22 protein-coding genes, 1 pseudogene and 1 other annotated feature are annotated in these 22793 nt (G+C 67.7%); of the genes and pseudogenes, 11 read left to right on the top strand and 12 right to left on the bottom strand.

The window, feature by feature from the left end:
- The first annotated feature begins 26 nt into the window (after nt 1–26).
- A complete protein-coding gene (locus ACIQ0W_RS10705; RefSeq protein ID WP_396642769.1) occupies nt 27–941 on the top strand; it encodes a MarR family winged helix-turn-helix transcriptional regulator in 915 nt (304 codons plus the stop codon).
- A gap of 5 nt (nt 942–946) precedes the next feature.
- On the opposite strand, the gene ACIQ0W_RS10700 is transcribed toward ACIQ0W_RS10705, so the two are convergent.
- On the bottom strand, nt 947–1423 hold the full coding sequence (locus tag ACIQ0W_RS10700) for a MarR family winged helix-turn-helix transcriptional regulator (protein WP_396642768.1): 477 nt from the start codon (nt 1421–1423) through the stop codon (nt 947–949).
- Nucleotides 1424–1554: 131 nt separating this feature from the next.
- Here ACIQ0W_RS10700 and ACIQ0W_RS10695 point away from each other — a divergent pair, with 131 nt between their 5' ends.
- Nucleotides 1555–2472, top strand: a complete 918-nt coding sequence (locus ACIQ0W_RS10695; protein ID WP_396642766.1) for an SDR family NAD(P)-dependent oxidoreductase — start codon at nt 1555–1557, stop codon at nt 2470–2472.
- A gap of 5 nt (nt 2473–2477) precedes the next feature.
- A complete protein-coding gene (locus ACIQ0W_RS10690) occupies nt 2478–4115 on the top strand; it encodes an AMP-binding protein (protein ID WP_396642765.1) in 1638 nt (545 codons plus the stop codon).
- Between the two features lie 12 nt (nt 4116–4127).
- On the opposite strand, the gene ACIQ0W_RS10685 is transcribed toward ACIQ0W_RS10690, so the two are convergent.
- The 3 genes from ACIQ0W_RS10685 to ACIQ0W_RS10675 all read right to left on the bottom strand — a co-directional run bounded on the left by ACIQ0W_RS10685 (nt 4128) and on the right by ACIQ0W_RS10675 (nt 7288).
- On the bottom strand, nt 4128–4910 hold the full coding sequence (locus ACIQ0W_RS10685) for an NAD(P)-binding domain-containing protein (protein ID WP_396642763.1): 783 nt from the start codon (nt 4908–4910) through the stop codon (nt 4128–4130).
- A gap of 37 nt (nt 4911–4947) precedes the next feature.
- Nucleotides 4948–5829: an IclR family transcriptional regulator gene (locus ACIQ0W_RS10680; protein WP_396642762.1), complete on the bottom strand. Its 882-nt coding sequence runs from the start codon at nt 5827–5829 to the stop codon at nt 4948–4950.
- An 88-nt stretch (nt 5830–5917) separates the two neighbouring features.
- The gene (locus tag ACIQ0W_RS10675; RefSeq protein WP_396642760.1) at nt 5918–7288 is read right to left on the bottom strand and encodes an aminomethyl transferase family protein; all 1371 of its coding nucleotides are present in this window, start codon (nt 7286–7288) and stop codon (nt 5918–5920) included.
- A gap of 241 nt (nt 7289–7529) precedes the next feature.
- Between ACIQ0W_RS10675 and ACIQ0W_RS10670 the strand changes: the two genes are divergently transcribed.
- From ACIQ0W_RS10670 to ACIQ0W_RS10650, 5 genes are read left to right on the top strand one after another with little or no spacing between them, the layout of a single operon-like run.
- The gene (locus tag ACIQ0W_RS10670; RefSeq protein ID WP_396642759.1) at nt 7530–8312 is read left to right on the top strand and encodes an ABC transporter ATP-binding protein; all 783 of its coding nucleotides are present in this window, start codon (nt 7530–7532) and stop codon (nt 8310–8312) included.
- Entirely contained in the window at nt 8299–9009 is a 711-nt protein-coding gene (locus tag ACIQ0W_RS10665) for an ABC transporter ATP-binding protein (protein WP_396642758.1), read from the top strand. The genes ACIQ0W_RS10670 and ACIQ0W_RS10665 overlap by 14 nt, the downstream gene beginning before the upstream one ends.
- Before the next feature lie 3 nt (nt 9010–9012).
- Nucleotides 9013–9894 carry a branched-chain amino acid ABC transporter permease gene (locus tag ACIQ0W_RS10660; RefSeq protein ID WP_396642757.1) on the top strand — a complete coding sequence of 294 codons (882 nt, stop codon included), beginning with the start codon at nt 9013–9015 and terminating at the stop codon, nt 9892–9894.
- Entirely contained in the window at nt 9894–10946 is a 1053-nt protein-coding gene (locus ACIQ0W_RS10655; protein ID WP_396642756.1) for a branched-chain amino acid ABC transporter permease, read from the top strand. Before ACIQ0W_RS10660 ends, ACIQ0W_RS10655 begins: the two co-directional genes overlap by 1 nt.
- Nucleotides 10943–12205 (top strand): ABC transporter substrate-binding protein, encoded by a 1263-nt coding sequence (locus tag ACIQ0W_RS10650; RefSeq protein WP_396642755.1) that lies wholly within the window; start codon nt 10943–10945, stop codon nt 12203–12205. The genes ACIQ0W_RS10655 and ACIQ0W_RS10650 overlap by 4 nt, the downstream gene beginning before the upstream one ends.
- Nucleotides 12206–12286: 81 nt before the next feature.
- Here the strand turns inward: ACIQ0W_RS10650 and ACIQ0W_RS10645 are convergent, their stop codons facing one another.
- Nucleotides 12287–12946: a GntR family transcriptional regulator gene (locus tag ACIQ0W_RS10645; protein WP_396642754.1), complete on the bottom strand. Its 660-nt coding sequence runs from the start codon at nt 12944–12946 to the stop codon at nt 12287–12289.
- A 251-nt stretch (nt 12947–13197) separates the two neighbouring features.
- On the opposite strand from ACIQ0W_RS10645, the gene ACIQ0W_RS10640 reads away from it, so the two are divergent.
- On the top strand, nt 13198–15150 hold the full coding sequence (locus tag ACIQ0W_RS10640) for an ABC transporter ATP-binding protein (RefSeq protein ID WP_396642753.1): 1953 nt from the start codon (nt 13198–13200) through the stop codon (nt 15148–15150).
- A gap of 97 nt (nt 15151–15247) precedes the next feature.
- Here ACIQ0W_RS10640 and ACIQ0W_RS10635 read toward each other — a convergent pair whose 3' ends face one another.
- On the bottom strand, nt 15248–17062 hold the full coding sequence (locus tag ACIQ0W_RS10635) for a phosphoenolpyruvate carboxykinase (GTP) (protein WP_396642837.1): 1815 nt from the start codon (nt 17060–17062) through the stop codon (nt 15248–15250).
- Between the two features lie 154 nt (nt 17063–17216).
- On the opposite strand from ACIQ0W_RS10635, the gene ACIQ0W_RS10630 reads away from it, so the two are divergent.
- Nucleotides 17217–18656 carry a helix-turn-helix domain-containing protein gene (locus ACIQ0W_RS10630; RefSeq protein ID WP_396642751.1) on the top strand — a complete coding sequence of 480 codons (1440 nt, stop codon included), beginning with the start codon at nt 17217–17219 and terminating at the stop codon, nt 18654–18656.
- A 50-nt stretch (nt 18657–18706) separates the two neighbouring features.
- Here the strand turns inward: ACIQ0W_RS10630 and ACIQ0W_RS10625 are convergent, their stop codons facing one another.
- The 5 genes from ACIQ0W_RS10625 to ACIQ0W_RS10605 form a co-directional block, all read right to left on the bottom strand.
- Entirely contained in the window at nt 18707–19558 is an 852-nt protein-coding gene (locus tag ACIQ0W_RS10625; RefSeq protein ID WP_396642750.1) for a DUF4436 family protein, read from the bottom strand.
- A gap of 53 nt (nt 19559–19611) precedes the next feature.
- On the bottom strand, nt 19612–20178 hold the full coding sequence (locus tag ACIQ0W_RS10620; RefSeq protein WP_396642749.1) for an isochorismatase family protein: 567 nt from the start codon (nt 20176–20178) through the stop codon (nt 19612–19614).
- Nucleotides 20179–20216: 38 nt separating this feature from the next.
- Nucleotides 20217–20516 (bottom strand): hypothetical protein, encoded by a 300-nt coding sequence (locus ACIQ0W_RS10615; protein ID WP_396642748.1) that lies wholly within the window; start codon nt 20514–20516, stop codon nt 20217–20219.
- A 24-nt stretch (nt 20517–20540) separates the two neighbouring features.
- Nucleotides 20541–20936 (bottom strand): hypothetical protein, encoded by a 396-nt coding sequence (locus ACIQ0W_RS10610; protein WP_396642747.1) that lies wholly within the window; start codon nt 20934–20936, stop codon nt 20541–20543.
- A gap of 228 nt (nt 20937–21164) precedes the next feature.
- Nucleotides 21165–21296, bottom strand: a complete 132-nt coding sequence (locus ACIQ0W_RS10605; RefSeq protein ID WP_396642745.1) for a hypothetical protein — start codon at nt 21294–21296, stop codon at nt 21165–21167.
- Between ACIQ0W_RS10605 and ACIQ0W_RS10600 the strand changes: the two genes are divergently transcribed.
- Nucleotides 21295–22559 (top strand): IS3 family transposase gene (locus tag ACIQ0W_RS10600; RefSeq protein ID WP_396642744.1). Its coding sequence is split into 2 segments (ribosomal slippage): nt 21295–21586 and nt 21586–22559, totalling 1266 coding nucleotides; the frame shifts between segments, so codons are not numbered across the junction. The two genes, ACIQ0W_RS10605 and ACIQ0W_RS10600, sit on opposite strands and share 2 nt — an antisense overlap.
- Nucleotides 21579–21707 (top strand) — a sequence feature (AL1L pseudoknot). Its footprint overlaps the gene before it by 129 nt.
- A 15-nt stretch (nt 22560–22574) precedes the next feature.
- Here the strand turns inward: ACIQ0W_RS10600 and ACIQ0W_RS10595 are convergent.
- A pseudogene (locus ACIQ0W_RS10595) lies at nt 22575–22793 on the bottom strand (IS110 family transposase); the annotation flags it as partial.

Below are 22793 nucleotides of genomic sequence, written 5' to 3'. Positions count from 1 at the left end.
TCCCGTTCGTGACATGATGGGCGGCGATGGTCGACTCGCATCCCGCCGATGGTGGAGCGCCCCTCGGGGGCGTCCCGATGCACGCGATCTGTGGCCATCTTCTGCGACGCGCTCAGCAGGTCCATACCGCGATCTGGACGGAATCGTTCGGAACGGATCTGACCAGTCCGCAATATGCCGTGCTCACCGCGCTCGCCGCGCACCCGCGGATCGACCAGCATCGCCTCGGGCAGCTCGTCTCCCTCGACAAGTCCTCCGTGGCGGACGTCGTGGCTCGGCTGACGGACCGGGCATGGATCGTCCGCGAGGGCGACCCCCAAGACGCCCGCCGCAATGTGTTGACACTCGCGCCGGGCGTCGGAGCTACGCTCGATCGCTTGACGAGCATCGCCCAGTCCGTGCAAGATCGGCTGCTCGAAATCGTACCGATGGCGCAGCGACCACATCTTGTGTCCGGGTTGCGCCAGATAGCTTCGTTGGATCCGCGAAACTGGGCAGCGTTCGTTGTGAGCCCGATCTCGACGCTACGGAGCGACGCGCCCGGAGCGCTGCTGCGCCGCGCACAGCAGATGCACACGGCTCTCTGGACCGAAACGTTCGGGCAGACGATAACCGGGCCCCAGTTCGCCGCCGTTCAGACGCTCGCGCAACATCCCGGTATCAGTCAGCGCAACCTGGGTGAGCGAGCGGCGCTCGACAAGTCCACGGCCGCCGACATCATCGCCCGCCTCGCACGGAGAGGATGGGTCGAGCGAGAGAATGACCCGTTCGATCGCCGCCTGAGGCTTCTGACGTTGACGACGACCGGGAGAGAGACGGCGGAGTCGACTTTCAAGCCGGTCATGCAGATACAAGAACGGCTGCTGGAGCCTGTGCCCGCATCGGAGAGGGAGCGCTTCCTCGAGGCGCTCGCCGTATTGGCATACTCACGCAACACGTGAGATGTTCACGGGTCAGCCGGAGCAAGATCCGTTTCCGGCGGGACGGGCACACGATGCCCTGCCCGATCGAGTGCGTTCCGCGCCCGGCGCAGATAATCGCCGAACTGCTCGCGCTCACTATCCGACAGATCCGACACCAGAAGATCCTCGAGCGCCTCGACCTGCGGCGTCAGACCCGCAACGGCCTCCGCGCCGCTTCCGGTCAGGAAGAGCAGGATGCGGCGACGGTGAAGCGGATCGCTTTCGCGTCGGACGAACCCTGCTTCGAACAGCGGGTCCATCGTCGCGGCCATGGTCTGCGCGCGAACGAACGAGCGCCGCGCGAGTTCCGAGCTCGTGATTCCGGGCCGCCTGGCGAGCACCGTCATCGCCGTGTACTGGGCCGCGGTCATCCCGGCCGCCGCGCAGGCCTCGAACAACCGTGGACGCAGAGCCAGGTCGAGTTGTTTGATGATGTAGACGAGTCCACGACTGCTCTCCACGCGCTCCTCCTCTCGCCGCGGTTCAGGGTAGCGCGTTCGGGTCGCTTCGTCCCGGTCATGAGTTTCAGTTATCCTGAATATGAATCGTTGCGAAGTCGCGCGGGTCCACGCTCATGCTCAAAGGAGAAGCCATGACGCCATCTACCGAAGCCGTCCGCCTGGATGGACGTGTCGCGATCGTCACCGGCAGCGGTCGAAGCCTCGGGCGCGCCTATGCCCTCGCGCTTGCAGACGCGGGTGCTGCCGTCGTCGTCAACGATGTGGACGCCGTGACGGCGGCCGAGACGGTGGCCGCCATCACCAGCACGGGCGGACGAGCCGTCGCCGTGGTCGCGCCCGTCGGTCCTGCGAGTACCGCCGAGGCGCTCGTCGACGCGGCGCTCACGCAATTCGGGCGCCTGGACGTCTTGATCGCCAACGCGGGTGTGCTGCGCGACCGCGTTGTGTGGAAGATGGCGGACGAGGACTTCGACGCCGTCGTCGACACACACCTGCGCGGCACCTTCACCTGCGGTCGCGCGGCCGCGATCGCCATGCGCGAGCAGGGGGACGGCGGACGGATCGTCGTGATCGGGTCACCCGCGGGCCAGTTCGGCAGCTTCGGACAGACGAATTACGCCGCGGTGAAGGCGGGCCTCGTCGCGATGGCACGCACCTGGTCGCTCGAACTCGCGCGCGCCGGGATCACCGCGAACGCCGTGATCCCCACAGCGCTGTCGCCGATGACGGCGACGATCCCCGCGTACACCCAGGTCTATGAGGACTTCCTCGAGACGGGCGAGATCCCCCGCGAATTCCGAAGCGGCCACGCCCTGGGTACACCCGAGGACGTCGCGCCGCTGCTGGTCTGGCTCGCCTCCGAGCGATCGGCACACGTGACGGGCCAGGCGATCGGGATCGGCGGCGACCGACTTACCCTGTATGCGCACCCGTCAGCGCTTCGCACGCTCGACCACGACGGCGGCTGGAGCGCCGAGGGAATCGATGCGGCATGGCGAGACGATCTGTCCGCGCTGGCCCAGACATCTGGTCCGCCGGACCTCTCCTGAAGCGCATGACGATGAAGGGGTACTACAGCGACGTCTGGCAGGCGCTCGGACGCACCATGCCGGACCGCACCGCGATCGTCGCCCGCGACGAGCGCATCAGTTATCGACAGCTCACGGATGCAGCGGGGTCCCTCGCGCACCATCTGACCGAACGGGGCCTCGGCCCGGGCGACGGCCTCGGGATCCTGCTCTACAACCGCCCCGAGTATCTCGTCGCGTTCTACACCGGCTTCGCGACGGGGATCGCTCCGACGCCCATCAACTACCGGTTCCGTCCCGCCGAGGTCGCCGGGCTGCTCAACGACAGCAGCGCGGGCGCCCTGCTCTACCCGGCCTCGCTCGCCGATGTCGTCGCGGAGGCCGTGCTGCTGTGCACCATCCCTCCCGCGCTCATCGAAATCGACGACGTGGGTCAGGGCAGCGCCCCGGCGGGCACGGGGCCCGTGCTCTCCGGGGCGACGAGCTACGCCGATGTCATCGCGACCCCCGGCGGGCGGTTGCCCGAGACGCCGCCGCCCGGCGGCGAGTTGCGCCTCTATACGGGCGGCACCACGGGCCGACCGAAGGCGGTGCTCTGGGGCGCGGAGGACATCCTGGACGTCCAGTTGTACTCGATCTACGACTCGGTCGGTGTCCGCCCACCGACCGATATGACGCAGGCCGTCGACATCGCCCTCTCCTCCGAGACACCCCGCGTCGTCACCCTGCCACTCGCCCCGTTCATGCACGGCACGGCGCTCTTCACCTCCATCAACACCTTGATCCTCGGCGGCACGGTCGTCGTCACCTCCTCCCCCCGCCTCGACGCCGACGACGCGGTGCGCCTGAGCATCGACGAGGGCGTCACGCGGCTGATCGTGGCGGGTGACGCGATCGCCCTGCCGCTCGCCGCCGCCGCGGAGCAGGCAGGCATCACCCGGCTCGGGCGCGTCTCGTCGGCGATCAGTTCGGGGATGCGCTTCGGAGACGCGGCCAAACGTCGCCTGCACGATCTCGGGCTCACATCGATCATCGACCTGCTGGCGGCGACCGAGGGCGGGCCCTTCGCCGTGAATGTCACGACATCGGCCGAGGATGTGCCGGGCACATTCCGGCTCATGCCGGGCGCCGTCGTGTTGGACGAGCAGCAGCACGAGGTGCAGCACACCGTCGGAGCCCGCGGCATCCTCGCGTTCCGGGGAACCCTGCCCCGCGGCTACCTGGGCGATGAAGAGAAGACGCGTGCGACCTTTCCCGAGATCCGCGGGGTGCGTCACGTCGTGCCCGGCGACTGGGTGCGCGTGCTGCCCGAGGGAGCCGTCGAGCTGCTGGGTCGTGGCAGCGCCGTCGTGAACACCGGAGGCGAGAAGGTCTACCCGGTCGAGGTGGAAGAAGCACTGCTGACCCACGCATCCGTCGCGGACGCCGTGGTCTTCGGCATGCCCGACGCCCGCTTCGGCGAGGTCGTGACAGCCGTCGTCGTGCCCGCGCCGGGCGCGACAGTGGACACCGAGCAGCTGCGCGATCACGTGGGCACGCGTCTGGCCGGCTACAAGAAGCCGCGCAACGTCTTCGTCCGCAGGAGCCTCGAACGCACACCGCACGGCAAGGTCGACATGCGTCGGCTGAAGGAGAGCGTGGCGGCTGAACGCGACGTGGAGTGAAGCGCCGGGGGCTCAGTCTCGTTCGCCCAGGATCCGCTCGAACCATGCGAGAGTCGCCCGCGTCATATCGGCGGGTTGACCGGATGCCTCGAGTTCGGCGAGTGACGCTCGCACCTCTTGTTCACGGCGCGACGCGTGCTCGTAGGAGCCGGAGACGAGCCGCTCCACGAGCGCTGCACCACCCTCGCCGAGCTCTTGCGCTATGCGGTCACGCAACCAGCCCTCGGAACCGGATACCCGCGCGGCCCCCAGACTCTCGATCACGAGCGCCGCGAGCCCCTTCATGAAGATGCTCCGCAGCAGCTTCATGCGCGCCGCTTCCCCGGCCGCGCCCGGCACCACCGTGAGCGGCATTCCGAACGGCGCCATGAGCGCCACAAAGCCTTCGGCGCCGTCGCCGCTCGCGAGAAGCGCGGTGCGGTGGCCGTCGCGCGGAACCGGTGCGAGCACGGCCACGTCGACCATCCGCACCCCGGTGCGCTCAGCCCGCTGCGCGATCTGCTGCTTGGTCTCCGGCGCGGTCGTGTTGAGGTCGGCGTAGATCGTCTGTGCGTCGAGAAGCGGGAGGGTCTCGATCGCAACGTCGACGGCCGCCGACGCGCCGACCAGACTCAGCACGATATCCGCGCCGTCGATGCCATCGGCCAGTTCGTCGCGCTGGTCGACCACGGGACCGCGTGTCGTGCGTGTGTCCTGGTAGGGGTCGAAGCCCCGCACCTCGGCGCCGGCCCCGGCAAGCCCCGCCGCGTAGAGCCGGCCGGCTTCACCCAGGCCGATGATCGCGATTCTCGTCATGACACCCGTCACGATACCCGTGGCGTCACGTTGCCCGTCACGATACCCGCGGCGGTGCGGGCGGATCGTGCGGGTCGTGCGCGAGCCGTTCCAGGTACTCGATCGAGCGTCGCGAGGATCCCACGAGAGAGCGGATGCCCCGGGATCCGTCTCCCTCGTCCGGAAGGTAGGCCTGCGCGAGGTCGTGCGAAACGCCGACCGCGGCGCGGCGCAACAGGTCGATCAACGACTGCGGAGAAGCTCCATCGTTCGGCACGACCACGCCGAGCGCCGCATACACCGAGCCGTCCGGCCCCTTCACGGGCACGGCGATCCCTGTCGACTCGGTATGGATGTGCCCCGCGGTGACGGCGTAGCCTTCCGCGCGCACGTGCCGGACTTCGCGGCGGAGCTCGTCCGGATCGACGATGGTCCGATCCGTGTAGGCGCGGAGCCCCCCGGCGATGACGTCCTCGACGACGGACGGATCACCGTAGGCGGCGAGGACGAGGCCGCTGGACGAAGCGAAGAGCGGGATGCGTCCTCCGATCAGGGTCGCGTTCAGCACGGCGTCCTGAGCCGACATCCGCTCGATGAACAGCACATCGCGACCCGCGCGCACCCCGAGCTGAACGTGCTGGCGGACGCGCTCGTGGACCGCCCCGAGCCAGGGCCGCGCGATCTCGCGCAGACCGACCGCGCCCGGCGTGCGGCTCGCGAACTCCCAGAGCCGCACGCCGAGGCGATACGTTCGGTCGGGCTGCCGCTCGAGGAGTCCCTCGCGCTCGAGCTCGGCGATCAGACGGTGCGCGCTCGACGGCGCGAGCCCTGTGGCATCCGCGATCTCGGTCAGGGTGAGAAACGGATGCCACGCGTCGAACGACTCCAGGATGCGCAGGTGCTTGTGCAGCACCGACTCCCCCGCGGATCCGCGAGCCATGGCATCCTCCTCGACGCATCCCGAGGGATGTCGGGCGCCATGCTAGCCGACGGATCGCGCGACGCGCGTTCGAGTGGGAGGTCGAGGGTCAGTCGTTCGCGCGGTACACCGTGCGGGCCCAGTCGTGGAAGGGTGCCGGCGCCACGGTCGCCCGAATCCGCACCTGGCGGTGCTCGGCATCGACCGAGTGCTTCTGCGAGATCGGATCCTCGCCCCAGACCACCTCGACGACGGATCCGTCGGCGATGTCGACGTCGAGCGTCGCGAGCGACATGTACAGCTGGTCGTACGCGACATACCCGGCGTCGGTCGAGATGCCGACCGGCTTGTCGTCCTGGCGCACCTCGTCCATCTGGTACAGGCCGTAGCGCCCCTTCGGGAAGTCGAGGAACTTGGCGGGGATCCCCGGCTCGACCTGCGAGCGGACGACATCCGCGACATCCTCCGCATTCCAGAGCAGCGTGACCTTATGGCGCTTCTGGGTCTCTTTGTGGCGCTCGAGCGCGGCGCGGCCGTGGAAGTCGTGGTCGAAGCGCACCGAGCGGCCGAGACCCAGGTCGTAGGGCGTCATGTAGTAGTCGTGGATGTCGTCCGAGAAGAGCGACCCGGCGATCGATCCGGCCCGGTCCGCGGGCAACCATTCGCGGTACTCGGCCAGGTCGTCGTCGAAGATCGCCGGGAAGGGCGTGGGCACCCACCCCGCCTCGAGCGGCGTGGCCGAGTAGGCCTTGGCCCCGACGCGGCGGATGCCGAACTCCGCGCCGGCCTCGAGGATCGCGTCGAGCACGACCTGGTTGTCGTCCCAGGGCCCGAAGAATTCGAACCCGGGCTGGCCCGCCATGCCGTGGCGCAGGCCCTTGACGGCACGGCCCGCGATCGTGAAGTCTCCGATGTGGAAGAACTTGACCTCGGGCACCGGGCCGCCGAACAGCTTCTCCATGACCTCGTTGGCCGCGGGCCCCTGCAGCTCGTAGCGATAGAAGGTCGGCGGGCCCTGGCGCATGTGCGAGTTGCCCTCGAGGCGGTGATGCACGTCCTTGCCCGCGGCCTCGGCCTTTTCGACGTTGAATCGCACCCAGTCGATCAGCAGGTGGTGCCCGATCAGCACCAGCCCCTCGCGCTCCTCGGAGTTGTAGAACAGGATGCCGTCACCGATCAGGTAGCCGTCCTGGTTGACCGAGATCAGCTGCTTCGCGATGCCCGGCCGGAAGGTGGCGAACGTGTTGGGAGAGATCGACTCGAGCAGCGGGATCAGGTCGGTGCCGCCGAGGAAGAGCTGCGTCATGTGGTGGGACTGGTCCATGAGGGCGACCGTCGTGTTCCACGCGCGCTGCTCGTCACGCCAGTTGGTGAACTCGGGAGCGACGGGGAACGTGAACGCGGGCCAGTTCTGGTTGCGCAGCAGTTCGACGGCGCCGCCGGCGCGGGTGATCGCTTGGGCGAGGGATTCGGATGTCATCTTCGACCTTCCTGGGGAGCGGAAACTCATGGTGACACGACTCGACGGAGAACCTCGACGCCGTTTCCGTTCAACAGAACTCCCCGCGCGCCACCCGGATTCCATCGGAAAGAATCACGATCACGACACAGGATGCAGGACTCACACCAAGATCGTTGACAATCCGCAGGCGCATCCGTAACGTCCCTCAGGCGGGGCCCGACCCGCGCAGTGCAATGGTGCGACGACAAGGACGGTAGCGATGGCAGCTCAGCTGACCTTGAACGAGGTGAATCTACGCTTCGGTGGTGTACGCGTTCTCGAAGACGTCGGGTTCACCGTGGAGCCCGGCCAGATCTTCGGACTGGTGGGCCCGAACGGTGCCGGAAAGACTTCACTGTTCAACTGCATCAGCGGGCACTACCGTCCCACGTCCGGCTCGATCAAGATCGACGATACCGAGATCCTCGGTACCCGGCCGTCGAGCCTCGCGGCGCTCGGTCTGGCTCGCACATTCCAGCACCCCGCGCTTCAGCTTCACTCGAGCGTGCTCGAGAACGTCCTGCTCGGTGGCCACTCGCGCCTCCCGGGTGGTCCCGTCGCGTGGTCCCTGCGGCTCCCGCCCAGCCCTCGGGCAGAGCGCGACCTGCGCACCGAGGCGCGTGCGCTGCTCGAGCGCAATGGACTCGGCTGGGCCGCGGACCTGCCCGCGGACGAGCTCTCCCACGGGCTCCACAAGGGCGTTGAGCTCTGCCGGGCGCTGATTTCGCGTCCGCGACTCCTGCTCCTCGACGAACCGGCCGCCGGGCTCTCCCACGGCGAGGTCGAGCAGTTCATCGCCACGATCCGGCGCCTGCGCGACGAAGAGGACATCACGGTCATCATCGTCGAGCACCACATGGGCCTGATCTCGGCGCTGACCGATCGGGTCGTCGTACTCGACCACGGTCGCAAGCTCATGGAGGGTACGGCCGCCGAAGCGCAGTCGGACCCCCGGGTCATCGAGGCCTACATCGGAAAGGAGCCCGCGGATGACGCTGCTTGAGCTTGTCGACGTCACGGCGTCGTACGGGTCCGTCCAGGTGCTGGAGGGCGTGTCGCTCAGCGTGCCCGACGGCGGCGCGGTCGGCATCCTGGGCGCCAACGGTGCGGGCAAGACCACGACGCTCCGCGCGATCACCGGGGTCGTCCGCACGGGCGGCAGCATCCGATTCGACGGGCGCGAGATCAGCGGCATGCGCCCCGACCAGGTCGCAGCCCTCGGAATCGCACATGTTCCTGAGGGACGCGGCACGCTCGGGCAGCTCTCCGTGCGCGACAACCTGCGCGTCGGGTCGTACCTGCGGAAGGACCGCAAGGCGATCGCGGAAGACATCGACTACTGTCTGGATCTGTTTCCGCAGCTGAAGGACCGCATCGGATCGCACGCCGCGGCACTCTCGGGCGGTGAGCAGCAGATGCTCGCCGTCGGGCGGGCATTCATGGCCCGGCCACGGCTGCTGCTGCTCGACGAGGCGTCGCTCGGGCTCGCCCCGAGCACCGCTCGCAACGTCTACGACGCGATCGGGCGCCTGCGCCGCGAGTCCGGCATCGCGATGCTCGTCGTCGAGCAGAACGCCAACCTCGCATTCAGCCTCGTCGAATCGGCCACCGTGCTCGAGACCGGCAGGAACGTCCTCACCGGAACATCGGCCGAGCTCAAGGGCATGGACGAGATCCGCCGCGCCTACCTGGGAGGGTGAGTGATGGGTACCTTCGTCCAACTCGTCATCGACGGCCTGTCGGTCGGCTCGATCTACGCGGCGCTCGCGCTGGCCATCGTGCTCGTCAACCAGGCGACCGGGCTGATCAACTTCGCACAGGGCGGGATGGCCGTGCTGTCGGCCTACCTGGCCTACGCGTTCCTGCAGCTCGGACTGCCGTTGATCGTCGCGATCATCTTCTCGGTCATCCTGTCGTTCGCGCTCGGAGCGATCATCGAACGATTCGTCATGCGCCGATTCGAGGGCGGTGAGCCCGACACCGCCATCGTCGTCACCGTGGGTCTGCTCACCCTCATCACCGGCATCTGCGGGTGGATCTGGAGCTACAACAACCTCCAGTTCCCCTCGCTGTTCCCGCTCGACAGCATCAGTGTGCTCGGCGCCGTCGTGAGTGTCCGCTCCATCGGCACCACACTCGTGATCGTCGGCATCATGCTGCTGCTTCAGCTGCTGTTCCTGCGCACCAAGCTGGGACTGGCGCTGCGTGCCGTTGCGAGCAATCCCCAGTCGGCGTCGTTCTCGGGCCTGCCCGTCGGCCGGCTCCTCATGACCGGCTGGGGCCTGGCGGCCGTGCTCGGCGCGGTGGCGGGCGCGCTCATCGCACCCCAGCTGACACTCACCCCCGGAATGATGGACACCGCGCTCGTCTACGCTCTCGCCGCCGTCATCCTCGGCGGCATGTCCAGCCCGATCGGTGTCGTGATCGCCGCGTGGGCGATCGGCATCCTCGAGAACCTTGCGGCCGTGTATGTGCCGTTCATCGGTTACGACCTGAAGATCGCGGTGCCGTTCATCCTGATCTTCGTCGTCCTGATCGTCCGCCCCCAGGGCCTCTTCGGCCGGAAAGATGTGGTGCGAGTGTGATGGCGCAAGCAGCGAGTCTGAAGAACAACACGTGGGTCCGGTGGGGCGGCATCCTGCTCGTCGTGGTCATCCTCGCGGTGGCTCCGCTGATCCTGCCGGAATTCGCCAACCAGACGGTCGCCCGCATCGGCGTCTTCGCCGTCGCGGTGCTCGGGTTGAACGTGGTGATGGGCTACACCGGCCAGGTGTCTCTGGGCCAGATCTTCTTCGTGGGCGTCGGCGCCTACGTGACCGCCTATGGGGTGAACAACGACTGGAACATCATCCTGATCTTCGTGCTCGCCGTCCTCATCCCCGGCATCGCGGGTCTCCTCGTCGCCCTGGCTGCGGCCCGGCTCGGCGGACTGGCCATCGCGATGGTCACGATCGCTCTGCCGATCGTCGGAGTACCGCTTGCCAAGCGGCTGTCGGAGTTCACCGGTGGTTCGCAGGGAACGTCCGCACGATTCTCCGATGCTCCGGAATGGACCGGCCTGTTCGACGACCAGTGGCAGCTCTACATCGTCATCGTCATCGGGGCGGCGACGTTCCTTCTCACCCGCAACCTCGTCCGCGGCAAGTACGGCCGGGCGTTCGGAATCGTGAAGAGCAACGAGGCCGTGGCATCGTCGATGGGTATCTCGCCCTACCGCTACAAGGTGCTCGCGTTCACGATCGCGTCGCTGATCGGCGGCGTCGCCGGCTTCCTCTACATGGTGGTCGTGCAGTACACGTCCCCCGAGACGATGAGCTTCGGACACTCCATTACCCTGCTCGCCTCGATGGTCATCGGCGGAGCGGGAAGCATCATCGGGTCGCTCCTGGGCGGCGCGTACTACGTGCTCGGACCCCAGCTGACGAACCTGATCGATCCGAACCTGACCGCGGCCCTCCAGGGCGCGCTCCTGCTGCTGATCCTCTTCATCCTCCCCGGCGGGCTCGTCTCGCTCCCCCGCCTCTGGCGCCGCCGCCGCGGCGGCCATCGCCCGGGCGATCCAGCCGCCCCGGGTACCCAATCCCCCTCCCCCGCACCACAACAATCACAGTCAGAAGAAAAGAGGAACGTGACATGAGCACGCTTCGTAACAAGGCGCGGATCACCTCGGTCGTGGCGGGAATCGGCATCGTCGCCGTCCTGGCCGCCGGATGCTCCCGCGGAGGCGACGGAGGCGGATCCAGCGATGGACCCGTCGAGGCCAGCCCCGGAATCACCGACACGAGCATCACACTCGGTATCACCACCCCCCTGAGCGGCGCGACGGCCGGCCCCGGCACCTGCACGGTCGCCGGGATCACGGCCTGGTTCGGCGCGAAGAACGCCGAAGGCGGCATCGAGTTCGGCGATGGCATGACCCGCACGGTCGAGATCGATGCGCTCGATGACGCCTACGACCCGCAGAAGGCGCTCGCCAACTTCCAGCAGCTCGAGAGCAGCGCCTTCCTGATGACGTCGGGGCTCGGCACACCGACCAACCGCGCCTATCGCGAAGCGGCGATCGCGGACGAGGTTCCCCAGGTGCTGATCCAGACGGGCGACCCGATCTTCAGCAACACGGAAGAGAGCCCCTGGCAGCTCGGGTTCGTGCCGATCTACCAGAACGAGGGCGCCGCGTTCGGCGAACTGCTCGCCAGCTCGAGCGAAGACCACAAGGTCGCCATCCTGGCTCAGAACGACGACTATGGCGAGGGCTACGTCGAGGGCTTCAAGGAGGCCATCGAGGGCGCCGACAACATCGAGATCGTCGACGAGCTGACCTACGAGGCGACCGACACCGACGTCAACGCGCAGCTCACCGAGCTCGCGGCCACCGACGCGGACGTGTTCTTCAACGCCATGTCGATCACCCCGCTCGTCATCTCGTCGCTGCTCAAGACGCAGGAGCTCGGCTGGCTGCCCAGCTGGTTCCTGCCCTCGAACACCTCGAGCCCGGGCGCGATCCTCACGCCCGGTAACGCCGTGGCCTTCCCCGGCATCTACACGGTGGCGTTCGCGCAGTCTGCTGCCTCTCCGACCTTCGCGGACAGCGAAGAAGGCGCGGCCTTCCTGTCGAACCTCGCGGAGTACGCGGACTACCCGGATGTCCCGGCGTTCCCGCACTGCGTGTGGAGCTACCAGATCGGCGCGACGCTCGAGCAGGTCTTCGCCAAGATGACCGAGCCGACGCGTGAGGACTTCATGGAGCAGCTGCGCACGATCACCGACTTCACCGCTCCCCTGATGCTCGAGGGTGCGTCGATCGACACGACGGAGGACGGACAGCCCGCTATCTCGGGTGTCACGGTCCAGAAGTACAACGGCGCGGGCTACGCGACGGCCGAGACCTTCGGATAACTCCACCGCTTCGGCAAACAGAACGGCCCGGTCGGGAAATCGACCGGGCCGTTTCTGTTTGTGTGCGGTGTGTGTGGTGCTTCAGTCGAGGCGGCGGAGCACACCCACGATGCCCTCGAGGTGCGCCCGGGTGGCCGCCTCCGCGGCATCCGCGTCGCGCGCCAGCACCGCGTCGATGATCGCCACGTGCTCGGGCGCGGACTCGGCCGCCCTGCCGGGGTGGAAAGCCAGACGAAACTGGTGCCGCGCGGATTGCGCCCGCAGACGCTCCAGCAGTTGCCGGGCGGTGTCGTGGCCGCTGATGTCCCGGATGCGCCGATCCATCTCTTGATTCAGACGCGCGTACTCGACGAGATCACCACCGGCCACAGCGGCGCGGATGCGCTCGCGCAGAGCTCTGAGCTGCTCGGCATCTTCGTCCGTCAGCCGCTCCGCTGCTTTTCGCGCGCAGAGGGCCTCGAGGCCCATCCGCACCTCGACGATCTCGACGGCCTCCTGAACGCTGATGGCCCGTACACGGGCGCCGCGGTTGGGCAGTCGCTCGACGAGCCCCTCCCCGGTCAGGTTGAGCAGGGCCGTGCGGACTGCCGCACGGGTGGCATCGAACCGCTCGCTGATGTCGGCCTCGATCAGACGCTGATGCGGGGCGAACTCACCGCCCAGGATGGCCTCACGGATCTGCTGGGTGAGATCGGGACGCCTACCCGGCGCGGGTTCGACCGCGGCTGCAACAGAAACCACGACCGACCTCCTGTTCTTCGGCGGCGACGACCCTGTCGCCGCAAAGCTGGTTCACGACATGCTGGTTCACGACATGCTTGTTCACAACAGTGCCTCGACAGTACCGCACGTGCGCAGATTGGCGCCGACATTCGCGCCAATCTCGGTCGCTGGGGGGAGGTCGGAGTACCGCACAAGAAGTACGGTCGAAGGTAGCGCGAGCCGCAACGTCCCGTCCCCGTCCCTTCAGCGCAATCAACACGAGGTAGACCATGTCCGACACCACCCGCACCCGTGGTCGCGGCCGCCGATCCGAGCCCGAGGGCCCACGCGCGACGATGCGCCAGCTCCTCCCCTTCCTCTTCGAACACAAGCGGGTGCTGATCGTCGTCGCGATCCTCAGCGTGCTCGGCGCAGGCGCGACCCTGGTCCAGCCGCTCCTTGTGGGCCAGATCATCGAGCGCGTGCAGACCGAGGTCTCTCTCGGCGCGCTCGTCTGGCTGCTCGTGGGATTCGTCATCGTGTCGTCGATCATCTCGGGCTACCAGCACTACCTGCTGCAGCGCACGGGAACGGCGGTCGTCTACTCGAGCCGCCGCAAGCTGATCTCACGCATCCTGCACCTGCCCATCAGCGAGTTCGACGCCCGGCGCACGGGCGACCTCGTCTCGCGCGTCGGCACCGATACGACCCTGCTCTACGCCGTCCTGACGCAGGGCCTCGCGGACGCCATCGGCAGCGCGCTCATCTTCGTGGGCGCGCTCATCGCGATGGCGATCATCGATCCGCTTCTGCTCGCGCTGATCGTCGTGGTGATCGGAGTATCGGTGACCGTCGTCGTGCTGCTGAGCGGACGCATCCGCACCGCCTCCACCGAGCAGCAGGTCAAGGTGGGCGAACTCGCCTCGGGCGTCGAGCGCGCCGTCGGGTCGATCCGCACCGTGCGCGCCTCGGGCGCGACCGAGCGCGAGGTCGCGCAGGTATCGTCGCTCGCCACCGAGGCCTACGGCGTGGGAGTGCGGATCGCCAAGGTCTCGGCCCTCGTCGTGCCGATCGCCGGCATCGCGCTGCAGGTTTCGCTGCTCGTCGTGCTCGGCGTCGGCGGCTTCCGCGTCGCATCCGGAGCGATCGGCATCGCGAGCCTCGTGACGTTCATCATCTTCCTCTTCATGCTGATCGGTCCGCTCGGCTCGACGTTCGGTGCGATCACGAGCGTGAACCAGGCACTCGGTGCCCTCGGGCGCATCCAAGAGGTGCTCGACCTGCCGACCGAGGACCAGGAAGACGCCACTCTCGCTGCCGGGGTCGCCGCGCGCGTGCGGTCCGCGGACGTCTCGGCATCCGGGTCCTCCAGCTCGGTTCCCGCCCCAGCCCTGGCCTTCCGCGACGTGCACTTCCGCTACCCGGACGACGTGGTCGCGGCCCGTGCCGCCGCCGCGGCGGCCGCCCGGAGCCTGCTCGAAGAGGTCCACCTCGAAAAGCCCGCGCAGGAAAGCGCCGCGTTCACAAGCGAGGCCGAGCACGAGGCCGAACAGGAGACCGCGCGCGAGGTGCTCCGCGGCGTCTCGTTCGACGTGCCTCACGGCTCACGCGTCGCCCTCGTCGGGCCGAGCGGCGCCGGAAAGAGCACCGTCCTGTCGCTGCTCGAGCGGTTCTACGACCCCACCGCCGGGTCGATCGAGCTCGACGGAGCGGACATCCGCACCCTTCCGCGCGACGAGCTGCGCGCCCGATTCGGATACGTCGAACAGGATGCTCCGACGCTGGCCGGCACGATCGCCGACAACCTGCGGCTGGCCTCGCCCGATGCGAGCGACGCCGAGTGCGAAGCGGTGTTGCGTGCCGTGAACCTCGGCGATGTGCTCGAGCGCAGCCCGCTCGGGCTCCAGGCACCCGTGGGCGAGGACGGCGTGATGCTCTCGGGTGGAGAGCGCCAACGGCTCGCCATCGCGCGAGCCCTGCTGTCCGCTCCCCCGATCCTGCTGCTGGACGAGTCGACGTCATCGCTCGACGGGGTCAACGAGCAGCGGATGCGGGACGCCATCGATGCCGTCGCCACAGGCCGGACGCTGCTCGTGATCGCGCACCGCCTCTCGACGGTCGTCGACAGCGACCTGATCGTGGTGCTCGACCAGGGCCGCGTCGTCGGTCAGGGCACCCACTCCGAGCTGGTCGCTTCAACGCCGCTCTACCGCGAGCTCGCGAAGCACCAGCTCCTCGTGTGACGCGCTCGCGCGGTCGCACGGCTGCGAACGCGAACGGACGCAACATGCCGCGCCACCGGGGGGTCGCACGGCATGTTGCGTCGTTTCGTTACGGGCGTCAGGTGCGGAGGCGGTACCGCAGGGCCGACAGCTCGGACTGCAGGGCCGCGGGTACCCGACCCTCGAACGTCGCGTAGAAGGCCTCGGTATTGTCGGCCTCGGCCTGCCACGTCGCCGGGTCCACCGAGAAGAGCTCTTCGAGGTCCGCCTCGGGTACATCGATACCGTCGAGGTTCAGGTCCTCGATGCGCGGGAGTCGGCCGATCGGGCTGTCGACGGCGCCGACGTCACCCTGGATGCGACGGACGACCCACTCGATGACGCGCGAGTTGTCGCCGAAGCCGGGCCACAGGAACCGGCCGTCCGAGCCGCGGCGGAACCAGTTGACCTGGAAGATGCGCGGGGCACGATCGAACCGCAGCTTCTGGCCGACCTTCAACCAGTGGCCGAAGTAGTCCGCCATGTTGTAGCCGCAGAAGGGCAGCATGGCGAAGGGATCGCGGCGCAGCTCGCCGAGGGTTCCTTCGGCGGCTGCCGTGCGCTCGGACGAGATGTTCGAGCCGATGAAGACGCCGTGCGTCCAGTCGGTCGCTTCGACGACCAGCGGCACGTTGGTGGCACGTCGTCCACCGAACAGGATCGCGTCGAGAGGCACACCCTCGGCGGCATCCCAGTCCGGTGCGATCTGCGGGCACTGACCGGCACTCACCGTGAACCGGGAGTTCGGGTGTGCGGCGGGACGACCGGATGCCGGTGTCCACGGGTTGCCCTCCCAGTCGGTCAGGTGCGGCGGGGCCTCATCGGTCAGGCCCTCCCACCAGACATCACCGTCGGGTCGGAGCGCGACGTTCGTGAAGATCGTGTTGCCCCAGAGGGTCTCGACCGCCGTGACGTTCGTCGACTCGCCCGTGCCGGGTGCGACGCCGAAGAATCCGGCCTCGGGGTTGATCGCCCAGAGTCGTCCATCCTCGCCGGGGCGGATCCACGCGATGTCGTCGCCGAGGGTTTCGACGCGCCAGCCGGGAATGGTCGGGCGGAGCATCGCCAGGTTCGTCTTGCCGCACGCCGAGGGGAAGGCCGCGGCGATGTGGTACTTCCGGCCCTGCGGGTCGATGACGCGGATGAGCAGCATGTGCTCGGCGAGCCATCCTTCGTCGCGTCCGATGACCGAGGCGATCCGCAACGCGAAGCATTTCTTGGCGAGGATGGCGTTGCCGCCGTACCCCGATCCGTACGACCAGACCTCGAGGGTGTCGGGAAAGTGGACGATGTACTTCTCGTCATTGCACGGCCACGCGACATCCTTCTCGCCGGGCGCGAGCGGTGCACCCACGGAGTGGACGGTGCGCACCCACGGCGCTCCGTTCGCGATCAGGTCGGTCACGTCGGCGCCGACGCGCGTCATGATGCCGATGCTGGTGACGGCGTAGGGGCTGTCCGTGATCTGCACGCCGATGTGCGAGAGCGGGCCACCGACGGCGCCCATCGAGAACGGGACGACGTACATCGTGCGGCCGCGCATGCTGCCGGCGAAGATCTGCGACATCGTGCCGCGCATCTCGGTCGGGTCGGCCCAGTTGTTGGTGGGGCCGGCGTCCTCTTCGCGGTCGGATGCGATGAACGTGCGACCCTCGGTGCGGGCGACGTCCTTCGGGTGCGAACGCGCGAGGTACGACCCCGGGCGCCACTCGGGGTTCAGGCGGATGAGCGTGCCGTCGTCGACCATCTGGCGCAGCAGTGCCTCGTTCTCGGCACGCGATCCATCGATCCAGTGCACGCGGGCGGGCTGCGTCAGCGCGGCGACCTCGTCTACCCAGGCGAGCAGCTCGGTCAGGCCGGCCTCGTCGGCGGGACGCTGCCCGAAGTCGGTCACGCGACGGGGGACGGCGATGCGGGTGCTCAGGGATTCGGCAAGTGCCACGATGCGCTCCTACTTTCTCGGCTCTCCTCCATTTGACCGCGCTCGTGCCACGATTTGCCAAAGTTTGCGGTCGAAAGAAACCCGATTCTTTCCCTATACTCAAGGAATGGTCGGCTCCGCTCTCGAACTCACGACCCTCGGTCACCGCATTCGGCATCACCGGCTGCGGAAAGGGCTGACGCTGGATGAGCTCGGCGCTCTGGTGGGGGTCGCCGGCAGCCAGCTGAGCCTGGTGGAGAACGGAAAGCGCGAGCCGAAGCTCTCGCTGTTGCAGGCCGTCGCTGCAGCGACCGACACCGAAGTGTCGGACCTGATCTCCGGCGAGCCCCCCAACCGTCGAGCGGCACTGGAGATCGAACTCGAACGCGCACAGGCCAGCCCCGCCTTCCGTCGCCTCGGAGTTGCTCCGGTGCGGGTGGCGAAGACGATGTCGGATGAGACGATCGAGTCGCTGTTGGGGCTCCATCGGGAACTCCAGCGACGCGAACGTGAGGCCATCGCGACGCCGGAAGAGGCGCGGCGTGCCAACACCGAGCTGCGCCTGCGGATGCGCGAGCACGACAATTACCTGCCCGACATCGAACGCCTCGCCGAGAGGCAGCTCAAGGCGGCGGGGCATGTCACCGGCGCCCTGACGCACCGCACGGTCAGCATCATGGCCGAACGGCTCGGCTTCGAGCTGATCTACGTCAACGATCTGCCGAGCTCGACCCGATCGATCACCGATCTCGAGCACGGACGGATCTACCTGCCTCCCGCGTCGATTCCGGGAGGCCACGGCCTGCGGTCGATGGCGTTGCAGGCCATGGCCCACCGCCTGCTCGGTCACACCCGGCCGACGGACTACGCGGACTTCTTGCAGCAGCGCCTCGAGATCAACTACTTCGCGGCGTGCTGCCTCATGCCCGAGACGGCCGCGGTCGCGTTCCTGCAGCAGGCCAAAAAGGATCGGAACCTGGCCGTCGAGGACTTTCGTGACGCGTTCGGGGTGACGCATGAGGCCGCCGGAATGCGCCTGACGAACCTTGTCACCAAGCATCTCGGCATTTCGCTGCACTTCTTGCGGGTGGGTCACACCGGATCTCTCCAGCGCGTGTACGAGAACGACGGACTTCCCCTGCCGATGGACGTTACGGGTTCGGTCGAAGGTCAGATCGTGTGCCGCAAGTTCTCGGCGCGCGGCGCATTCGACCAGCAGAACCGCGCGACCGAGCACTACCAGTACACGGACACGCCCGCCGGCACGTTCTGGTGCTCGACGCAGACGGGAAACACCACCGACGGCGAGTTCTCGATCACCGTCGGCGTGCCCTTCGACGACGCCCGCTGGTTCCGCGGGCGCGAGACGGCGAGCCGCGCCGTTTCGACCTGCCCCGACGACGCGTGCTGTCGGCGCCCGGCCCCCGAGATCGCCGACCGGTGGGAGGGCAAGTCATGGCCCTCGGCGCGCGTGCACATGCAGATGTTCTCCCCGCTCCCCCGTGGTGCCTTCCCCGGCGTGGACGACTCCGAGGTCTATTCGTTCCTCGAGCGCCACGCCGACTGACGCGGCAGGCCGGCTGACGCGGCAAGCCGGCAAGCTAGTGAGCCGGCAAGCTAGTGAGCGTCCTGGCGTGGTGACCAGCGGAACCACGCCGCGACGTAGATCGCGAGCCCTCCGATGAGTCCGACGATCACCCAGAGCACGATCAGGAAGTCGATCCACGATCCGATCGGCGGCGAACCGGGCAAGAAGGTGCGCAGCGGAATGGTCGCGAACAGCATCGCACCCATCCAGCTCATGAAGGATGCCTCGACGCGGCGTCGCCCGCGATAGACGGTGATCGCGACGCTCAGCACGAGCACCGGCATCACGATCATGAGCCCGAGCAGCACCGCGCCGAACGCAATCGTGCTACCCGACCGCGTCGCGGTGATCTCGATCGCGGGAACCGGGTACCGCCGGCCGTCGTCGAATTCGGCTTCCGCGCCGACATCGACCTCACGGGTCTGAATGTTCCAGCCCGGCACGCGTCCCGCCGCTTCGGCGCCGGTCCGGAGCGCTTGGGGCCCGCCATCGGTTTCCACGTAGGCGAGCAGCGTCGTGAGCGACGTGTGCGTATCGAAGGGCCACTGCTCGATGACCCCGTCGGCGAGCAGATCCACACTCACGGGTGACGGCACGTCGTCCGCAGGAAACTCGATCACGCGAGAACCGGCCGCCCCCGTCACCAGGACCTTGATGGTCTGATCGACACCGATCCCGTTCTCGGACTCGAAGTCGGGGGCATCTGCGAGGTCGATGTTCAGGGTTATCCGGCCGCTAGCCGCCTGCACCGCACTCGGTTCGATGTGCAGGAGCACATCCACGTCGGGTGGCTCTTCTTCGGTCTCGGACACCTGACCGCTACCGGCATACAGCGCGATGACGCCCACGTAGACCACCGCGATCGTAACGAAGGCGGTCATGATCCAGAGAATGCGGCGTCGCCTTCCGGCCGCGGGCGTGCGGGTGTCCGCACTCACGCCAGTTCGGCTCCGGCGCGCTGCAGCTCGGTGAGGGCGGCTGCGCTCGTCTCCTGTGCGACGCCGGCGACAAGGTCGGTCAGGATCCGTACCCGACGTCCGTGCGCGATCGCGTCGAGCGCCGAGGCCCGCACGCAGTAGTCGGTCGCGAGCCCTGCGACATCCACCTCGGTCACCCCGTGCGCCTCGATGAGTTCGGCGACGCGGCTCCCGTCGTCGGTCGTCCCCTCGTAGAGCGAGTAGGCCGGGATGCCCTGGCCCTTCTTGACGTGGTGAGTAACCCGCGAGGTGTCGAACTCGGGATCGTATTCGGCACCCGCTGTGCCGGATACGCAGTGCACCGGCCAGGTGTCGATGTAGTCGGGCTCGGTGTGGAAGTGTCCGCCGTTGTCGTTATGCGGATCGTGCCAGTCGCGCGAAGCGACGATCAGGTCATAGTCGTCACCGTGCGCGTCGAGATACTCCGAGATCTTCGCGGCGACGGCGTCACCCCCGTCCACGCCGAGGGCACCCCCCTCGGTGAAGTCGTTCTGGACATCGACGATGAACAGCGCCTTGGTCATCCCCCGAGCGTAGCGCCGAGTACTTCTCCGGCGGGGACTCAGGCCAGGGCCTCCACGAAGCCCACCTTGCTCACCGCGACACGCTGCGGCACACCCGCGAATGCCTCGGCACGACCCTGAGATGCCATGTAGCTGCTCTCGAGCTCGAGGAAAGCCGCCTCATCGCCCTCGACGCTCACAGCCCACACGAACTGGTTCGACTCGCGCACCGCGTAGGCGAACTCGATCGCGAACCCGGCAGCGGGCCGCACCCGGGGCATCCATTCCTTCCACCACTCGAGGAAGGCGTCGAACTCTCCGTCGACGATCGTGTACGTGCGCAGCTGGATGGTCTTCACCACCCCAGCTTGGCACGCGTCCGCTCATCCCTCGATGATCAGCGCGATCCAGCCCGCCGCGAAGGCGAGCGCCGCCACACCGACCATCAGGAAGGTCAGGCGCACGAGCGCACGGACCAGGGGCGACCCCTTCGACAGTCGCATGCGGTTGTGCCATCCCACGCGGTACTCGATGTCGGCCATGTCCCTCTGACCGATGCTCTCCAGGTCGTGCGCGGTCAGCGCGGCCTCGTTGATCGCCCCCTGATCGTCGAACCACCGCACGACCGAACCCTCGTCGGTGTGCTCCACGACGGCGCGGGTGGGAGCCCAGCTCCCGTCCGCGATGCGTGCGACGAGGGCGAGAAATGCCAGGCCGATCGCACCGAGCGCGCCGATCCACGTGAAGACCTCAGCGATGAGCCCCACCACGTCAGCCATTCGTTCAGGCTACCGGGCGCGGCTCAGCCGCCCGGCGCTCCCGACGTAGACCAGTCAGTGCCGAAACACCTCTCGCGCGACGAAGCACCCCCTGGCGAGGGGTTCGTCGTCGCCGCAGGGGTGTTTCGCCGGAAGCGGCAGCCCGGGGCAGTGCCGCCCGCCGTGCCTTCCCGGAAGCAGACAGAGCCGCCCGGAGGGTCACTTCGACACGCTCAGTGACCGGGACGCCTAGAACGGGGGTGGATCCGTGTTCGGGACGAAGTGGATGGCCGGGGGTGGTTTGTCGATGTAGACGTGACCGCCGGGTGAATCGCCCCGGGTCTCGTGGAGGGTCTGATTCCCCGAGAGGATGATGATCATGCCAGCACCGAGGAAGTATCCGCCGGAGCTTCGTGAGCGTGCGATGCGGCTTGTCGCTGAGGCCAGGAAAGAGGATCCGGAGTTGTCGTTGAACGCGGCAGTGATCCGGATCGGGCAGCGTGTTGGGGTGAATGCCGACACGTTGCGGGGCTGGTGCAAGCAGGCCGCGATCGACGCGGGCGAGCGTCCCGGGACTACGACGAGCGAAGCGCAGCGCATCAAGGCGCTCGAGGCCGAAGTGCGGGAGCTGAAGCGTGCGAACGAGATCTTGTTGGCGGCATCCTCGTTCTTCGCGCGGGAGCTCGACCCGCGACTGCCGTGGTAGTTCAGTTCATCGACGATCATCGTGACCGGTTCGGGGTCGAGCCGATCTGCCGCGTGCTGACCGAGCATGCCGTGCCGATCGCCCCGTCCGGTTACTACGCGTTCAAGAAACGCCCGCTCTCAGCGCGGGCGGAGAGCGACGCGGAGTTGGTCGTGCAGATCGAGCGGGTGTTCTGGGACCGCAAGCTCGGTCGAGGGATCAGCGGTGCCCGCAAAGTCTGGCGGTTGCTGCGACGTGAAGGGATCGTGGTGGCTCGCTGCACGGTCGAACGGCTGATGCGGCAGCAAGGGCTGCGCGGCATCCGACGCGGCAAGCAGTTCGTCACGACGCGCCCAGAACCTTCGTCGACGCGCCCGCCGGATCACGTGAAGCGCGACTTCACCGCGGACCGCCCCAACGAGCTCTGGGTGGTCGACTTCACGTATGTTCCGACGTGGTCCGGGATGGCATTCACCGCGTTCGTCACCGACGTGTTCTCGCGTCGGATCGTGGGCTGGCGGACGATGGACCGGATGCCGACCGCGTTGCCGTTGGACGCGCTCGAGATGGCGCTCTGGGTGCGTGATCGGGCGGGTGAGGACGTCACCGGCGTCATTCAACATTCGGACGCCGGGTCGCAATACACCGCGATTCGCTACGCGGAGCGGCTCGCTGACGTCGGCGCGATCGCGTCGATCGGGACCGTCGGCGACTCGTATGACAACGCCCTCGCAGAGAGCGTCGTGGGGCTTTACAAGACCGAGTGCGTGAAGATCGACGGCCCATTCCGCACCGCCGACGAGCTTGAACTCGCGACGCTCTCCTGGGTGCACTGGTTCAACGAGAACCGGCTGCACTCATCGATCGGATACCTCACACCCATCGAGAAGGAGAACGAGTACTACCGTGAGATCAACCCCCAGAGCCAGCCGGCGCTGGGAGAACTCGCCCTCCACTAAACCCGGGGCGATTCACCCGTCCCGATCTTTCGGGACCGTGGTTGCTGTTTCGCTGAGTGTGGCGCGGGCGGCGTTGATCGCATCGATCGGATCTGACTTGCCTCGAGCGCGACGTTCTTGACGGTTCTGGCGTGCGACTTCGATCACGGTGACGTTATGGGCTTGCAGATGTCGTTGCAACCCCGCGCCGTATGAGCCGGTTCCTTCGATCCCGATCCTCGCGATCGTCCCATG

Source organism: Microbacterium sp., assembly GCF_044340635.1.
Taxonomy (GTDB): domain Bacteria; phylum Actinomycetota; class Actinomycetes; order Actinomycetales; family Microbacteriaceae; genus Microbacterium.
This window is presented reverse-complemented; position numbering and strand designations above follow the sequence as displayed.

Coding starts and splice junctions, on each gene's coding strand:
- ACIQ0W_RS10705 (WP_396642769.1), top strand. CDS start 27: ATGGTCGACTCGCATCCCGCCGATGGTGGAGCGCCCCTCGGGGGCGTC.
- ACIQ0W_RS10695 (WP_396642766.1), top strand. CDS start 1,555: ATGACGCCATCTACCGAAGCCGTCCGCCTGGATGGACGTGTCGCGATC.
- ACIQ0W_RS10690 (WP_396642765.1), top strand. CDS start 2,478: ATGACGATGAAGGGGTACTACAGCGACGTCTGGCAGGCGCTCGGACGC.
- ACIQ0W_RS10685 (WP_396642763.1), bottom strand. CDS start 4,910: ATGACGAGAATCGCGATCATCGGCCTGGGTGAAGCCGGCCGGCTCTAC.
- ACIQ0W_RS10680 (WP_396642762.1), bottom strand. CDS start 5,829: ATGGCTCGCGGATCCGCGGGGGAGTCGGTGCTGCACAAGCACCTGCGC.
- ACIQ0W_RS10675 (WP_396642760.1), bottom strand. CDS start 7,288: ATGACATCCGAATCCCTCGCCCAAGCGATCACCCGCGCCGGCGGCGCC.
- ACIQ0W_RS10670 (WP_396642759.1), top strand. CDS start 7,530: ATGGCAGCTCAGCTGACCTTGAACGAGGTGAATCTACGCTTCGGTGGT.
- ACIQ0W_RS10665 (WP_396642758.1), top strand. CDS start 8,299: ATGACGCTGCTTGAGCTTGTCGACGTCACGGCGTCGTACGGGTCCGTC.
- ACIQ0W_RS10660 (WP_396642757.1), top strand. CDS start 9,013: ATGGGTACCTTCGTCCAACTCGTCATCGACGGCCTGTCGGTCGGCTCG.
- ACIQ0W_RS10655 (WP_396642756.1), top strand. CDS start 9,894: ATGGCGCAAGCAGCGAGTCTGAAGAACAACACGTGGGTCCGGTGGGGC.
- ACIQ0W_RS10650 (WP_396642755.1), top strand. CDS start 10,943: ATGAGCACGCTTCGTAACAAGGCGCGGATCACCTCGGTCGTGGCGGGA.
- ACIQ0W_RS10640 (WP_396642753.1), top strand. CDS start 13,198: ATGTCCGACACCACCCGCACCCGTGGTCGCGGCCGCCGATCCGAGCCC.
- ACIQ0W_RS10630 (WP_396642751.1), top strand. CDS start 17,217: ATGGTCGGCTCCGCTCTCGAACTCACGACCCTCGGTCACCGCATTCGG.
- ACIQ0W_RS10625 (WP_396642750.1), bottom strand. CDS start 19,558: ATGACCGCCTTCGTTACGATCGCGGTGGTCTACGTGGGCGTCATCGCG.
- ACIQ0W_RS10620 (WP_396642749.1), bottom strand. CDS start 20,178: ATGACCAAGGCGCTGTTCATCGTCGATGTCCAGAACGACTTCACCGAG.
- ACIQ0W_RS10610 (WP_396642747.1), bottom strand. CDS start 20,936: ATGGCTGACGTGGTGGGGCTCATCGCTGAGGTCTTCACGTGGATCGGC.
- ACIQ0W_RS10605 (WP_396642745.1), bottom strand. CDS start 21,296: ATGATCATCATCCTCTCGGGGAATCAGACCCTCCACGAGACCCGGGGC.